Here is a 14,162-nt window from a genome sequence, read left to right on the forward strand (position 1 = left end):
TCGGCGTGCCGGGCTTTCTTGCGATCGGGTTTACTGCGCGGCCAGCAGGCTTGCGAACTGGAACGTGGTGCAGTCGACCAGCCCTCGGTTCGTCAGGCGCAGCTCGGGCAGACAGGCCAGGGGGATGAGCGCCATGGTCATGAACGGCGAGGGCATCGTGCAGCCGATCTTTTCCCAGGCGCCTTCCAGCGCATGCACCTTCGCGCTCAGCTCTTCGGCGGGAAGCGCGTCCATGAGGCCGGCGATGGGCAGTTCCACCAAGCCTAGGATCTCGCCGTCGGCTACAACCACCATGCCGCCTCCGCAGGAAGCCAGCGTGTTCGCGGCCAGCGCCATGTCGTCGTCGTTCGTGCCGACTACCAGCAGGTTGTGCGCGTCATGCGCCACCGTGGACGCCATGGCTCCGCGCTTGATGCCGAAGCCCTTCACGAAGCCGTAGCCGAACGTGCCGGTTTCGTGGTGCCGCTCGAATACAAACGTCTTGAGCACGTCGAGCCCGGTGTCGGACTCCAGAAGCCCTTCGATCACCGGCAGGTCCACGTGCGTTTCGAACGTTCCCACCTTTCCCGGTATGACTTCGATGGTGCGGATGCGCGCAGCCGTGTTCGACGCTCCTTCGGGCACCGGCACGGCGAACGTCTCGGGCGTGATGTCGAGCCCCAGGTGCATGGAGTGCGTTACCCATGCGGGGAACACGAACGGCTCCAGGTCGAACGTCGGCTTGCCGTCTTCGGCGACAACGTCGCCGTCGATCAGGACGCGCGTGACGCGCAGGTCTTCCAGGTTGTCCAGGAACACGATGTCGGCGCACTTGCCCGGCGCGATGGAACCCAGGTCGTGATCCATCTGGAAGCACTGGGCGCAGTTGATGGTGACCATCTGGATGGCGGTGACGGGGTCGATGCCCAGCTCGACCGCCGTGCGCACGATGTGGTCGAGGTGCCCGTCGGCCACCAGGGTGTGAGGATGCGTGTCGTCGCTTACGAGCACTGCGTAGCGCGTGTCGATGTCGTTGCCGGTCACGGCTTCGGCCAGCACCGGCAGGTCTTTCCAGGCGGATCCGTAGCGCAGCATCGCGTACATGCCGAAGCGCATCTTGGCCAGTGCGTCTTCGGCGCGCGTCGATTCGTGGCAGCAGCGCACGCCCGAGGCGATGTAGGCGTTCAGTCCTCGGTCGGTTTCGGGCATGGAGTAGTGGCCGGTCACGATCTTGCCGGCTTCCAGTGTGGCTCCCACTTCGCCGTGCGCGTGATCGGTGCCGCCCAGGATGCCGGGGAAGTTCATCATCTCGCCCAGCCCGACGACGCTCGGCCAGCTCATGGTCTCGGCAACGTCTTCGGGGCCGACGAACGAGCCGGTGTCCTCGAAGCCGGGGACCGCGGGCACGCACGACGGGGTGGTGATCATGGTTTTGAGCGGCGTGCGATGGGCGTCCTCGTCCATCACCTTCACGCCGTCGAGTCCCAGCACGTTGCAGATCTCGTGCGGATCCATGTAGATGCCCGTGGTGCCGTGGGGAACGACGGCGCGCGCGTATTCGCCCACGCCCATCATCGACGATTCCACGTGGATGTGCCCGTCTAGGAATCCGGGCGCGATGTACTGTCCTTGCGCGTCGATGACCTGCGTGCTTTCGCCGATGCAGTGTTCGGCGCTTCCCAGGTAGGCGATGCGCCCTTGCGCGATGGCCACGTCGATGCCTTCCTGGATCTCCGCGGTGCAAACGTTCACCAGCTTGGCGTCTCGAATCACGACGTCGGCCGGCTTTTGCCCTTGCGCAACGGCAGCGAGCGTCTTCGAGCATTCCCAGAGCGGTTTCTTGCAGAAGTTGTTGATCATACCGGAGCTCCTTCGACGGGACGGCGCCATGCGGCGCACGGACTGGTACGGTCATTATCTGCCTTGCCGGCCGGATCGTCGAGGGTGCTTCCCGGGTCTTCAATCGGAAAGCGCAAGCGTGCCGGGCCTTGCCGAGCTCCGTGCGCCCGGCTGGTGCCGTTCGCGCGCGGCCCGATGGTACAATGCAGAAGGAAACGGGGCGGTGAAAGAGTCGACGGAACGGACGGTGCTTCATGAAGATAGCGGCGAGCGCGTGTTTGCTGGGCGCCCCGTGCCGGTTCGACGGCGCCTCCAAGCCATGCGCGGACGTACTGGCCTTGCGCGATTTCCACGAGGTGACGCCCGTGTGCCCCGAGGTTGCGGGCGGTTTGAGCGTGCCGCATCCGGCGTTCGAGATCGTGGCTGAACAGCGCGCGCTGCGCGTGGTGGACCGTCAAGGCACAGACGGAACCGACGCGTTTCTTGCCGGAGCGCAGAGCGTGGTCGATTGCGTGCGCGCCCAAGGCTGCCAACTTGCGGTGCTGAAGTCGAAAAGCCCCTCCTGCGGCAACGGCCTTATCTACGACGGGACGTTCACCGGCACGCTCGTTGCCGGGTACGGCGTGGCTGCGCGGGCGTTGCGCGCCGAGGGCATTCGCGTGCTCGACGAGAACCAGCTACGGGCGTGCGTCGCCGCCAGTGTCGCTCGCGATCCGGGCGCGCTGCCCGCCGTGCTCGCGTCGTCGTCCGCGCAGTGCCCTGCGCTCCAAACCGAGCGCCTTGTGCTGCGCCCGCTTACCGAGGCGGACATCGACGACGTGTTCGCGTACTGCAGCGATCCCGCCATAGGGCCGGACGCCGGATGGGCGCCGCATCGCACGCGCGAGGATGCGCGCTTCTTCGTGGAAGAGATCGCTTCGGCACCGCACGTGTTCGGCATATTCGAGCGTTTCGAGGACGGTGCATGCGGGCCGTGCATCGGCTCGATCGGCCTTATCCGCGACCCTCAGCGGCGCAACGTCGACTGCCTCATGCTGGGCTATGCGTTGGCGAAGCGCGCGTGGGGGCGCGGCTACGTGACGGAAGCCGCACGCGAGATGATCCGTTACGGCTTCGACGAGCTGGGCCTGCTGCTCGTCTCGTGCACCTGCTACCCGTTCAACGATCGCTCCCGGCGGGTCATCGAGAAGTGCGGGTTCTCGCGCGAGAGCGTGCTGCATGCGGCGGAGCCTTCTCATGACGGGATGCTTCAGGACCTGCTGCTGTACTGTTTGGCCAGGGAGGATTGGCGCGCCGAACGGGCGTGAGACCGGGCGGCCTGCTGCGTGCGGCTCGCGGGCTCGCGCATGCGGCGCCGCAGGGCTTGCGGGCCGGGCGCCGTTGGCGGCGGCAAGGTGTATACTGCTGCACGAACAATGCCGAACGAAGCGGCGCGCCCACAGCACGGCGTTGCCGCGAGCCGCTATGAAAGGACACCCATGCTCGTTACCCCGCTCGCGCATGCTGCGCAGAACGACTATCTGGCCGAACGCTTCCGGAAAGCCTACGAGTTCCTCTCGCGCGACGACTTGGCCGCGTTGCCGCTCGGACGCGTCGACATCGACGGCGACGACGTGTTCGCGAACGTGCAGGAGTACGAGACCGTTCCCGCGCCGGACAAGCGCATGGAAGCCCATCGCCGCTACTACGACGTGCAGTTCGTGGTTTCGGGCGAGGAGCTGATTCAGTACGCGCCGCTCGAAGGCATGATCGAGATCGGCTCGTTCGACGAAGATTCCGACTTCGGCGTGTACGGCACGCCTCCGGGGTGCAGCAGCATCGTGCTGCGCGCGGGCCAGATTGCCGTGTTCGCCCCCGAAGACGGGCATAAGCCCGGGTGCTCGTTCGGCGCGGCGAAGCATGTGCGCAAGATCGTCGTGAAGGTGCGGGTCTAGCGTCGCCGTGCAGGCCGATTCGACGGACGCCGCCCACTACCTGTACGTGATCGAATGCGCGGACGGCACGTGGTACACGGGCTACACGGTTGACGTGGCCGAGCGCGTGCGCACGCACAACGCGGGCAAGGGGGCGAAGTACACGCGCTCCCGTCTGCCGGTTCGCCTTGTCGCGCAGGCCGCGTTCGCAACGAAGCGCGAGGCCATGAGCGCGGAGTACCGCTTCAAGCGCCTATCTCGACCCCAAAAGGAGCGCCTGGTTCGACGGGCTTTTCAAGAGCCGTTCGACCAGGTGCTTCGTGCTGCTCTGCCCGATGCCTTCCATGAAGGGGAGGCCGACGGCTCCTGATTTCGGGTCGTCCGGTGTCAAGGGCGTGACGGTTCTTCGAAGTCCCGCGCTCGTCATCGCGAGCGGTGCGGCTCATGGTAAGATTGCTCACAAGCACCAAGCATTGCAAGAAGGACGGATATGCAAACCTACATCGCCCATTACTCTTCCCCCGTCGCTTCCGACGCTCGAGCGAAGGGCCTGTTCGAATTCGAGAGCGAGTCCCGTGCGGGAACCAAGGGCAACCAGCGCGATGCGCGCCTGAAGATGCTCGAGCTGTACGGAAAAGACGCCGTGTCGTGGAGCATCGTGAAGGTCGAGCGCAAGAAAGCCACCACGGTGGCCTGCGACGAGCAGCTGGAACTCGATTTCCGAGCGCCGAAGCCCGAGCGCAAACGCGCGAAGAAGAAGGAATGGTGGTAGCCGCGCGCGAAAGCGGCATCGTCTCATAAGGAGCATCATGAAGAAAAACCAGGTGAAATACCTCAAGCGGCTTTTGGAAACCCCGTCGCCCACCGGAAGCGAGATCGCGGTGGCCAAGGTTGTCCGCGAGCGCCTTGCCGACACGGCGGACGAGATTCAGACCGACGTCATGGGCTCGGTCCATGCGCGGCTGTTCGGGCGCGGGCTGGGTCCGTCGCTCATGCTGGCCGCCCACATGGACGAGATCGGCCTTATGGTTACCTACGTTTCCGACGACGGCTTTCTGTCGGTGTCTGCCGTTGGCGGCGTCGACGCGGCCATCCTGCCCGGCTTGCGCGTGGACGTGCACGCCTCCAACTCGATCGAGCCTCTGCGCGGCGTGGTGGGGCGCAAGCCCATCCACCTGATCAAGGCCGACGAGCGCAAGAACGTGACGCCGATCGATCAGCTGGTCATCGACCTGGGCATGCCGGCCAAGCGCGTGAAGAAGCTCGTGCGCGTGGGCGACGTCATCACGTTCGGCGTGGGCTTCGAGCGCTTCGGCAGCAACATGGCCGTGTCGCGCGCGTTCGACGACAAGGCGGGCGTGTGGGTGGTCACGCGCGTGCTCGAGAAGCTGGCCAAGGCAGGCCGTGCGCAAGGCGACTTCATCGCGGCCGCCACGGTGCAGGAGGAGATCGGCGTGCGCGGGGCAACCACGTCCGCATACGGCGAGAACCCGGACGTGGCCATCGCCTTCGACGTCACTCATGCCACCGATTACCCCGGCATCGAAAAGACCAAGTACGGCAAGATCGTGTGCGGCGAAGGCCCCGTCATTGCGCGTGGCCCCAACATCAACCCCGAAGTGTTCGAGCGTTTGGTGGCTGCGGCGAAGGCCGAGGGCATTCCGTACCAGATCGAGGCCGAGCCTGCGGTGACCGGCACCGATGCGCGCGCCATCCAGGTGACGCGCGGCGGCATCCCCACGGGCCTCGTGTCCGTGCCGCTGCGCTACATGCACACGCCCACCGAGGTGGTGTGCCTGTCCGACCTGGACGCCACGGTGCGCTTGCTGGTTCGCTTCGCGCTGGATCTGGACGAGGACGCAAGCTTCGTGCCGGGCATGGGCGGCTATGCGAGCGACGCGCAGGACCCGGCGGACTCCGACGTTGCGGCCGACGCGCTTCGCGAAGCCGCTGCGGAGTAGGAGAGTAGCACGCTCATGAAACGCGAAGCGCAGACCATAGCCAAGAATCGCAAGGCGTTCCACGAGTACGAGATCCTCGAAACGCTGGAGGCCGGCATCGAGCTGACGGGCACCGAAGTGCGCTCGCTGCGCGAGAACCACTGTCAGCTGACGGATTGCTTCGCGCTCGTCCGCAACGGGGAGGTGTGGCTGCACAACGTGCACATTCCTCCCTACACGCACGGCAACATCGCGAACGTGGATCCGGACCGCAAGCGCAAGCTGCTGCTCCATAAGAAGGAGATTCGCCAGCTGCAAGAGCAGGTGAAGGAAAAGGGCATGGCCATCGTGCCCCTTAAGATGTACTTCAAGGAGAATTCGCTCGTGAAGGTGGAGCTGGCGGTCGCGCGCGGCAAGAAGCTCTACGACAAGCGAGCCAGCATGGCTGCCCGCGATTCTCGCCGCGAGGTGGAGCGAGCACTGAAGGAGCGCAACCGTTAGATGCCGAGCCGCGCCTCGCGCCGGTCGACGAAGTGGAAAAGGAGGCCATCATGGGCTTGGACGAACAGCTGGAGAGCATGGAAGCCGGCGCCGAAACGGAGGCCGAGCTGATCGATCAGCAAACCGAGATCGAAGACGTCGAGGAATTCCAAGACGACGAAGAGTTCGATCCGCGCGACGACGAAGCGAACCTCGAGGAGGCGTACGAGGACTTCTTCGCCGAAGAAGGGCCCGACGGCGAAGGGGAGACCAGCCCCGATGGCGACGACGGCGGCCTGGCGGCAGTCGTCGAGCAGAAGACCGGAGTCGATCTGTCCGAGGAGGGTTTTCATATCGTGGGCGACGATGACGAGGAGTTCATCGACGAGCCTTCCGATGAAGACGACGGGTACGAATTGGTGGAGCTCGAGCTGGACGAGGACGATATCGTCCGCTATATCGAAGACGACGAGGGCAATCGCATCGGCTTCGTGCTCATGGAGGACGGCGAGGAGGCCGAGTACCTGTACGTCGAAGACGACGAGGACGAAGAAGAGGGTGCCGAGGAGGACAACGAATTCGACCTGGGCATCACGAAGGAAGGCGTTGCTCAGGCGACCGAGGACGTCAACGCCATCTACAAGGACGGCATCGCCGTTGCGGCTGAGTTGAAAGGTGCGTTCGACGACATCAAGAGCGCCCTTGATTTCAGCTCGCTTTTGAAGAAGTAGCGGCTGCTTGCCGAACTGCCTAGTTGCCTAGCTGAAGGGTCTTCGGGGAAGCGCTCGGAGGCCCTTCGCTTGACAAACCGGGATCACCGGATAGAATGAACGTTCGCGATGCATCTGACGCTCCGGCATTCCGATACGCCGGTAGGCGATGTCGTCGCGTGAACTTTGACAAGGTGGGGCTTATCGACCCTGGACGTTTCGCCGAGCAGGCGAACGGCCTTGCCTTATGCAAGGGGGGCGACTGGTTTCGACATGGTACGTTTGAAATGAGGAGCAGGTCGTGGTCTCCTCGCCACGTTAAACAGGGGTACCGTCAATTTAATTGGCAAGAACAACACTCAGAGCGCTCCGGCGCTCGCCATGGCTGCTTAATCGCACCTGGCTGTCGGCCTTGGGATTTCCCCGACTCTCGGTCCGGCATCAACTAAGGGGAATGCGCTTGAGCACGTAGCCGGTATGGCTCAAGCAAAGATCGAACCGGCTAGGTTGGGCTACGTTTGTCGATGGACCGCGCCCGTCCGAAATCCGACCAACGACTAAGCTTGTAGAGCCTCATGGATTATGTAGTATGGACCGGAGTTCGATTCTCCGCGCCTCCACCAAGACAAGCAAGCCGCCAGATCGTGCGAAATCGCAGATCGGGCGGCTTTTTTGTTTCAGGTTCGCATGGGGCGAGCAGGCTCGTTGGGCTGTTGCTTCAAGCGTGCGCAGGCAAGCGGAAGCCCGGGTTCGGACGCGTCGGTGGCAACCCAGCGCGTGGAAACGCCCCTGATTCGCGCCCAACCCCGGGACTTCCGCGCTGCCGCCGAACGGCTCGTTAGTTGTAGCTGCTGCCGTTTTGTTACAGAAAAAGCAGCTTTTGCTTGCTACAATAATGCGACGCCCCGACCTCATGAGAGAGATTATGAGCGACAAGAAATATAACAAGGCTGCGCACGGCCGTCATGCCGCTGGCGCGCAGCGTCCGAACGATACCGATTCCGAGCAGGTAGTTTCTCCTGTTCCCTCCGATTCTTCGGCTCCCGATGCGACGGCCGCCATGCCGCCCGCTTCCGCTTCGAAGGCGGAGGACTATCCGTTGATGTACGCTTCCGAGCAGGTGTACGCGTCTCCCGACTCGCTCCATACGCTCTCTGCGGATGCGATGGCCGTTCCTCGTCGGCGGCGCAGGCCGTTGAAGGTGCTCGCCATCGTGCTGGGCGTGATCGTGGCGCTGGCGGCTGCTGCATACATCGGCGGGTCGGTGTACTTCTTCGATCGATTCATGCCGAACTCCGCCATTGGCAACGTGGACGTGTCGCTCATGTCCTCCGCGGATGCCGAGCGTTCTCTGGCATCCTCCGTCGAGGATTACAAGCTTACCGTGACCGGGCAAGGGTTCACGTTGAAGTTGACGGCTGCCGATGCCGGCCTGTCGCTTGATTCCGAAAAGATCGTCCAGCAAGCTCATGCGGACGTCAACCCGTGGGCGTGGCCCCTTGAGCTGGCGCGCGCGCACGATGCTACCGACAAATTGGTTGCAAGCTTCAACGAATCCGGCCTTGAGCAGGCCGTACGTAAGGCTGTGGAAACGTTCAACGAAACCGCTACGCCGCCAACGGATGCCACGGTTGCCTACGATGAATCCGTAGGCGCATTCGTCGTGAAAGCAGAGGTCCCCGGAACCGCCCTTGATGCCGATGCGGTTGTGCGGGCGGCTGACGAGGCGTTGGTAGCGCTCGACCCCACGGCCAAGCTGACGGCCGACCATCTGAAGAAGCCGACCGTCCTCTCCTCCGATCAGCGACTGAAAGCTGCGGCCGATTCGGCCAACACCATGATCAAGGCGAACCTCACGCTCACTATGGGCGGAACCCAGGTGGGCGCTGTTAATCCCGACCTTGTTTCTCAGTGGGTCGTGCTCGGCGAAGACGTGAACGCTACGTTGAACGAAGAGGCTCTTACCGCGTGGGTCGACGGGGTGGTTGCCGCGTGCGACACCGTGGGCACGGCGCGTACGTACACGCGGCCCGACGGCAAGGTGATTACCGTCCAGGGCGGGCCTTACGGATGGGACGTCGATCGCGATGCGCTTCTTGCCATGGTGAAAGAGGCGGTCGCTGCAGGAAGCGTGCAGAGCGCGGAGGTTCCCACGTTCTCTTCGGGCACGGCGTTCAATGGCGCTGGCGCCCAGGACTGGGGCGCTCGGTACTGCGACATCGACCTGTCCGAGCAGTACGTTCGCTTCTACGATGCTTCGGGCGCGCTGATCTGGGAGGCCCCGTGCGTGAGCGGCACGCCTAACGGCGCGCACAATACCCCCACGGGCGTGTACGTGCTCAACTCGAAGGCCTCTCCGTCGGTGTTGAAGGGAACGAACCTGGACGGTTCGAAGTACGAGTCCACCGTGCAGTACTGGATGCCGTTCGTCGGCAACGTGATCGGCATGCACGATGCCGATTGGCAGCCGTATTTCGGCGGTACAAGGTACCAGGACGGCGGCGGAAGCCACGGTTGCGTGAACCTGCCGCCTTCGTCTGCTGCGACTTTGTACGGCATCATTCAGCCGGGTGACGTGGTGGTTAGCCACTGGTAGGCTATACCACGGTCAGATCCGCTATGCCAAGCGGCATCATGCGCGCCAGTTCGGAAAGCGGCATTTCCACCTGGCATCCGATACGCCCTCCGGAAAAGGCGATGCGCTCGAACAGCTCGGCTGTTTCGTCGATGGTCGTGACGAACTGCTTTTTCATGCCCACGGGAGAGCAGCCTCCGTGCACGTAGCCTGTGAGCGGCAAAAGCTCGCGCGCTTTGATCATGGCTACGGCTTTCTCGTTCACGGCCGCCGCTGCCTTCTTGAGATCGAGTTCGCAGGCCACGGGTATCATGAACACGTAGTGTTCCCCCGATTTTCCCTGCGTGACCAGGGTTTTGAACACGCGGTCCTGGTTGAGTCCCAGAAGCTGCGCCACCTCGACGCCCGACAGGGCCTCGGGGCAGTCGAAGAAGCGCGCTTCGAAGTCGGCATGGGCTGCTTCCAGTTCGCGTACGGCGTTGGTTTTCGTTTCGTGTTGCTTGGACATGGTTCGCTCCTACACGCCGCCCACCAAAGCGGCAAGAACGGGGATGGTTACAAGCGAAAGCGCGGTCGTCACGAACGTTCCGCGTATGATGGTGTTCAGATCTCCTCCGTAGCGCAGGCATAGGATGGTGCCGTTCGTCGCCACGGGCATTCCGTTCACCACGACCAGCACGCCGAGCAGCAGCGGGTCGGCAACGAAGGGACTGAACGCAAGCCAGATGCATACGGGAATGATCAGCAGGCGAAACGCCGCCATGATGTAGGTTCTGAAGTGCGTGACCATTGTTTTTACAGGCACGGTTGCCAGGCTCGATCCAATGATGAGCAGCGCCGCCGGCGTGGTCATCGAGCCCATGGTGTCGATGGCTTCGCCGAACACGCCGATGTCCGTCACGTTCAAAAGCGCGAGCGCCATGGTTGCAAGGCATGCGATCAGACTGGGGCTGATCAGGTTGCGCGCGCCTTCGCGCACCTGTTCTTTCAGGCTTCGCTCGGATTGGGAGAGCATCATAACGCCTACGGTAAACACCAAAATGTTGAAAGGGATGTTGAATATCGCTCCGTAAAGAACCGCCTCGCGGCCGAAAACCGCTTCGAGCACCGGGTATCCCAGAAAGCCGGTGTTGCCGAACGCCAGCATGAAGCTGTACGTTCCGCGTTTCGAGGGATTGAGCCCGAACAGAAGCGGCACGGCAAAGGCGATGGCAAGGACCAGCGCGAACGCGAGGCACGAGAACAAAAGGATGGTTCCGATAGTGGCGGGATCGGGCAGGCTGTCGCGCGTGAGGACGGATGCCAGGATCGTGCATGGAAGGGTGATGGTCAGTACCAGGCGCGAGAGCATCTTGTCCGATTCCTCGCTCATGACGTGCAGCTTGCGCGCGACGAATCCAAGCGCCATGGCTAAAAACAGCACGATCATCTGGTATTCGATAGCTTGAAAGCTCATGGGCTTCTTTCTTCGGGGGTTCGTTCGGATTTTAGGGCAGCTGCAAGATTAGCAGAAACTATGGCAGCCCGGTGCCGATTCGGTGCATGAACCGAGCCTGCGGTATACTTGGATGCATGGACGATCTTCGAACATCTACCGAGTCGCGCGAGAGCGGATTGCGCATTCCTTACGACAACGCGCCGATCGGCGTGTTCGATTCAGGCTTTGGCGGGCTTACCGTTGCGCGCGAGATCGCGAAGGCCCTTCCGCACGAGTCTATCACGTACCTGGGAGATTCGGCTCGCTGTCCCTACGGGCCTCGCTCGTTGTCCGAGGTTGACGGATTCGTGCAGCAGATCGGCGGCTGGCTGGTGGAGCGCGGCGTCAAGCTCATCGTCATCGCGTGCAATACGGCGACGGCTGCCGGTTTGGCTCATGCTCAAAAGACGTTTCCCGTGCCGGTCATCGGCGTGGTGGAACCTGGGGCTCGTGCGGCGGTTCACGCTACGAAGAGTCGCCGGGTCGGGGTAATTGCAACGAAGGCGACGGTGGACTCGAACGCGTACACCGACGCCATCCGCCATATCGACGCGGGGATCACCGTGTTCTCGACGGCTACGCCCCGTTTCGTCGAGATTGCCGAGCAGGGCATTCGCATGGCCGAGGGACCCATTGAAAACTACACCTCGCTTGCGTCGAAGGTCTACATTCGCCCGGCGTTTCAGGAAATCGCGAAGGAGTATCTCGAGCCGCTCCGTCGATGCGATATCGACACGTTGGTGCTTGGCTGCACACATTTTCCGTTGCTGAAAGCGCTGATAGGCGGCGTGGTGGGGCGCGATGTCACGCTCATCTCGTCGGCTAAGGAAGCCGCGAACGACGTGACGCAGATACTCGGTCGACGCGGAGCCCTTGCTTCGTGCGACCATGTGCCGCGCTACGAGTTCTACACTACCGGAGAGGATGCCGAAGAGTTCCGCACGTTCGGCAGCCGGGTGTTTCGCAATCCTATCGACGCCGCCGGGCGCGTGGACTTTCCCCCGTGCTCCTAGGCATTTTGCGTCAGCTACAGGCCGCTGGCATGAAAGAGACGAAAGGCATCGCATGAAAACGGTTGTCATCGCAAGCAACAATGCTCATAAAGCTCAGGAGATCGCCGAGGCGCTGGACTTTCCCGGTTGGGAGTTCGGCACGCTGCGTCAGCTGGGGATCCAATCCGACCCTGCAGAAGATGCCGATACGTTTTTGGGCAACGCGCGCATCAAGGCGCGCGCGGCGCACGAAGCGAGCGGCGGGAAGGCCGTTTTGGCCGACGATTCCGGTCTTGAGGTCGATGCGCTCGACGGCGCGCCCGGCGTGTACTCGGCTCGTTACGCAGGCGAAGACGCCACCGATGCCGACAACAACGCCAAGCTTCTCTCAGCGCTTGCGGACGTGCCCGATCGCGACCGCACGGCGCGATTCATATGCACGCTCGTGCTGATCGACGAAGACGGTTCGGAGACGGTGGCGCGAGGTACCGTGGAGGGCCGGATCGGGCATGAGGAGCGGGGGAGCAACGGCTTCGGGTACGACCCGCTGTTCCTGCCGGACGTGTTCGCGGATGGCCGTACGCTTGCCGAGGCGCTTCCCGAAGAGAAGAACGCGGTGTCTCATCGCGGCAATGCCCTGCGCGAGCTGCGATCGAAGCTGGAGGCGAAGCGCTAGCAACCGCTCGCTGAAGCGCCGTACGTCGTACGGGGCCGTTCGAGCTGCCCTCCGGCGTTTGCCGTCTTTGCGTTTGCCATTATCATGCGGTTCGTTTATCATGTATAGGCTTTCGTCAAGCCGAACGTCGGGATGTGGCGCAGCCTGGTAGCGCGCCTGCTTTGGGAGAAAACCGCCGCAGGTTGGTGCTCTCTGATTTCTGACGAATAACGCCTGCTCAGATTGCCGTCAAAATTTCGTATTGCGCACAAAACCTCAAAAATGGCTCAGATGCTTCTTTTAAAATGATTACATCTGCGATTACATCGTGGCATGTAAAACTTTTTTGCAATCGTATATATAGATTTCGTGCATACAGAATCAGAGGCGAAAATCAACCCGAAATTGGCGTGTGAGACAATAGCGTTCTTCTTTGCCGTGAGTTGGTTCTGCAGTCGATCAGCTCGTAAGCTTACGCCGTATCGATCCAATCCGTTCCCTGTCGCATACGAAAGCGGGGCATCCACCGCCATCGTCTCTCTATCCAAGAAGGCGTAGGCGCGTCGTGGGTCTATTCTAAAACTGCCTCTTCAGTATCGCTCGGCGGATGTGTTGATGCTGCGGGACCAAGTCCATGTGTCTGTATTTCCGTTTGAGTATCCGTGGCATAATTGGGCTACGAAACGAAGGGGGTTTGAAATGTCCCAGATTCAGGGAGAGCTACATCGCGTATCGAGATGCGTGCCTATTCGGGATATGAAGAACACGGCCGCGTTCACGACACTGGTGGAGGAGTCTTCAGCCCCCGTCACGGTGACGAGGAACGGCTACGATGCGTTCGTCATGATGCGCAGCGAGGACTACGAGGCTATGCAGGTTAAATTGGCCCAAGCGCGGTTGCTGTCGAGGTTATCTCGGGCCGAAGCCGAGTACGCTTCCGGCGATTTCGTCGACGGCAAGGAGTTCACGAGCAGGATGCGCAGCGAATATGGCTTATGAGTACATTATCCTCCGGGGCGCCCAAAACGACTACCCTTGATATTGCGTGCGACAACCCGCTCCTGCACGCATTGTCCCGCATGCCGGAGCTGGCCTCGTTGGGCTACCAGGCTTTCTTCTTTGCGAACAAGGGCATCCTCTCGTACGCCCTTCGGGATGACCGCGTAGTGGTGCTCACATGTTCCGCCGAACGCAGGATTACGCGAGCCTCGTGATGTCACGAGATCTCGAATAGTGAATGTAACTTGCGTTAATGCGCGGCGTAATATTCGGTTAATCGATAGCTCCCATCGGCCTAGCGCTCTCTCCATGTGTGACACCGAAGATTCTTGACGGTAGATTCTGATTTTGTCTTTAACATGTGGGCGAGACACTTCTGCTATAATAGCCGCTGTTGCACTCTGTCGGGGCGTGGCGCAGCTTGGTAGCGCGTCTGCTTTGGGAGCAGAAAGTCGTCGGTTCGAATCCGGCCGCCCCGACCATGAGACACCTATTGGACGACGTGTCAGTCCTTCTCTGATTCACTTCAACTGCACCTACAGTCTTTTATTGTCGAATTCTTTTCAAGGTTTTGACGTGGTTCACAACGATCGCGTGCACGAA

At 61.9% G+C, this 14,162-nt stretch carries 14 protein-coding genes, 1 tRNA gene and 1 other RNA gene; 13 read left to right on the forward strand and 3 right to left on the reverse strand.

Annotated elements, in window-relative coordinates:
- Positions 1-30 precede the first annotated feature (30 nt).
- On the reverse strand, positions 31-1,839 hold the full coding sequence (ade, locus tag LG373_RS02885; RefSeq protein WP_225748934.1) for an adenine deaminase: 1,809 nt from the start codon (positions 1,837-1,839) through the stop codon (positions 31-33).
- Between the two features lie 233 nt (positions 1,840-2,072).
- Between ade and LG373_RS02890 the strand changes: the two genes are divergently transcribed.
- The 9 genes from LG373_RS02890 (at position 2,073) to LG373_RS02930 (ending at position 9,457) form a co-directional block, all read left to right on the forward strand.
- On the forward strand, positions 2,073-3,125 hold the full coding sequence (locus LG373_RS02890; protein ID WP_225748935.1) for a GNAT family N-acetyltransferase: 1,053 nt from the start codon (positions 2,073-2,075) through the stop codon (positions 3,123-3,125).
- 171 nt (positions 3,126-3,296) lie between these two features.
- A complete protein-coding gene (locus LG373_RS02895; protein ID WP_114567566.1) occupies positions 3,297-3,752 on the forward strand; it encodes a YhcH/YjgK/YiaL family protein in 456 nt (151 codons plus the stop codon).
- A 7-nt stretch (positions 3,753-3,759) separates the two neighbouring features.
- Positions 3,760-4,101, forward strand: a complete 342-nt coding sequence (locus LG373_RS02900) for a GIY-YIG nuclease family protein (RefSeq protein WP_225748936.1) — start codon at positions 3,760-3,762, stop codon at positions 4,099-4,101.
- Positions 4,102-4,221: 120 nt separating this feature from the next.
- Positions 4,222-4,503, forward strand: coding sequence for a hypothetical protein (locus tag LG373_RS02905; RefSeq protein ID WP_114567564.1), 282 nt, complete (start codon positions 4,222-4,224; stop codon positions 4,501-4,503).
- 37 nt (positions 4,504-4,540) lie between these two features.
- Complete coding sequence (locus LG373_RS02910; RefSeq protein WP_225748937.1) at positions 4,541-5,692, forward strand: M42 family metallopeptidase; 1,152 nt, start codon at positions 4,541-4,543, stop codon at positions 5,690-5,692.
- 15 nt (positions 5,693-5,707) lie between these two features.
- Positions 5,708-6,172, forward strand: coding sequence for an SsrA-binding protein SmpB (gene smpB, locus LG373_RS02915; RefSeq protein WP_114567562.1), 465 nt, complete (start codon positions 5,708-5,710; stop codon positions 6,170-6,172).
- Between the two features lie 50 nt (positions 6,173-6,222).
- Positions 6,223-6,882, forward strand: coding sequence for a hypothetical protein (locus LG373_RS02920; RefSeq protein ID WP_114567561.1), 660 nt, complete (start codon positions 6,223-6,225; stop codon positions 6,880-6,882).
- Between the two features lie 233 nt (positions 6,883-7,115).
- Positions 7,116-7,484, forward strand: a transfer-messenger RNA (tmRNA) gene (ssrA, locus tag LG373_RS02925).
- A 302-nt stretch (positions 7,485-7,786) separates the two neighbouring features.
- On the forward strand, positions 7,787-9,457 hold the full coding sequence (locus tag LG373_RS02930; RefSeq protein WP_225748938.1) for a L,D-transpeptidase family protein: 1,671 nt from the start codon (positions 7,787-7,789) through the stop codon (positions 9,455-9,457).
- Between the two features lies 1 nt (position 9,458).
- Here LG373_RS02930 and LG373_RS02935 read toward each other — a convergent pair whose 3' ends face one another.
- Positions 9,459-9,944 (reverse strand): aminoacyl-tRNA deacylase, encoded by a 486-nt coding sequence (locus LG373_RS02935; RefSeq protein ID WP_225748939.1) that lies wholly within the window; start codon positions 9,942-9,944, stop codon positions 9,459-9,461.
- Positions 9,945-9,953: 9 nt separating this feature from the next.
- Entirely contained in the window at positions 9,954-10,892 is a 939-nt protein-coding gene (locus LG373_RS02940; RefSeq protein ID WP_225748940.1) for an AEC family transporter, read from the reverse strand.
- Between the two features lie 116 nt (positions 10,893-11,008).
- Between LG373_RS02940 and murI the strand changes: the two genes are divergently transcribed.
- The 4 genes from murI to LG373_RS02960 all read left to right on the forward strand — a co-directional run bounded on the left by murI (position 11,009) and on the right by LG373_RS02960 (position 14,041).
- Positions 11,009-11,926: a glutamate racemase gene (gene murI, locus LG373_RS02945; protein WP_225748941.1), complete on the forward strand. Its 918-nt coding sequence runs from the start codon at positions 11,009-11,011 to the stop codon at positions 11,924-11,926.
- Positions 11,927-11,978: 52 nt separating this feature from the next.
- Complete coding sequence (gene rdgB / locus LG373_RS02950; RefSeq protein ID WP_225748942.1) at positions 11,979-12,581, forward strand: RdgB/HAM1 family non-canonical purine NTP pyrophosphatase; 603 nt, start codon at positions 11,979-11,981, stop codon at positions 12,579-12,581.
- A gap of 678 nt (positions 12,582-13,259) precedes the next feature.
- Complete coding sequence (locus LG373_RS02955; protein ID WP_225748943.1) at positions 13,260-13,559, forward strand: type II toxin-antitoxin system Phd/YefM family antitoxin; 300 nt, start codon at positions 13,260-13,262, stop codon at positions 13,557-13,559.
- 405 nt (positions 13,560-13,964) lie between these two features.
- Positions 13,965-14,041 (forward strand) — tRNA-Pro (locus LG373_RS02960).
- Positions 14,042-14,162 lie beyond the last annotated feature (121 nt).

This window comes from Paraeggerthella sp. Marseille-Q4926, from assembly GCF_916618935.1.
GTDB lineage: Bacteria > Actinomycetota > Coriobacteriia > Coriobacteriales > Eggerthellaceae > Paraeggerthella > Paraeggerthella hominis.

Coding starts and splice junctions, on each gene's coding strand:
- LG373_RS02935 (WP_225748939.1), bottom strand. CDS start 9,944: ATGTCCAAGCAACACGAAACGAAAACCAACGCCGTACGCGAACTGGAA.
- LG373_RS02910 (WP_225748937.1), top strand. CDS start 4,541: ATGAAGAAAAACCAGGTGAAATACCTCAAGCGGCTTTTGGAAACCCCG.
- rdgB (WP_225748942.1), top strand. CDS start 11,979: ATGAAAACGGTTGTCATCGCAAGCAACAATGCTCATAAAGCTCAGGAG.
- smpB (WP_114567562.1), top strand. CDS start 5,708: ATGAAACGCGAAGCGCAGACCATAGCCAAGAATCGCAAGGCGTTCCAC.
- LG373_RS02955 (WP_225748943.1), top strand. CDS start 13,260: ATGTCCCAGATTCAGGGAGAGCTACATCGCGTATCGAGATGCGTGCCT.
- LG373_RS02930 (WP_225748938.1), top strand. CDS start 7,787: ATGAGCGACAAGAAATATAACAAGGCTGCGCACGGCCGTCATGCCGCT.
- ade (WP_225748934.1), bottom strand. CDS start 1,839: ATGATCAACAACTTCTGCAAGAAACCGCTCTGGGAATGCTCGAAGACG.
- LG373_RS02890 (WP_225748935.1), top strand. CDS start 2,073: ATGAAGATAGCGGCGAGCGCGTGTTTGCTGGGCGCCCCGTGCCGGTTC.
- LG373_RS02940 (WP_225748940.1), bottom strand. CDS start 10,892: ATGAGCTTTCAAGCTATCGAATACCAGATGATCGTGCTGTTTTTAGCC.
- LG373_RS02905 (WP_114567564.1), top strand. CDS start 4,222: ATGCAAACCTACATCGCCCATTACTCTTCCCCCGTCGCTTCCGACGCT.
- murI (WP_225748941.1), top strand. CDS start 11,009: ATGGACGATCTTCGAACATCTACCGAGTCGCGCGAGAGCGGATTGCGC.
- LG373_RS02920 (WP_114567561.1), top strand. CDS start 6,223: ATGGGCTTGGACGAACAGCTGGAGAGCATGGAAGCCGGCGCCGAAACG.
- LG373_RS02895 (WP_114567566.1), top strand. CDS start 3,297: ATGCTCGTTACCCCGCTCGCGCATGCTGCGCAGAACGACTATCTGGCC.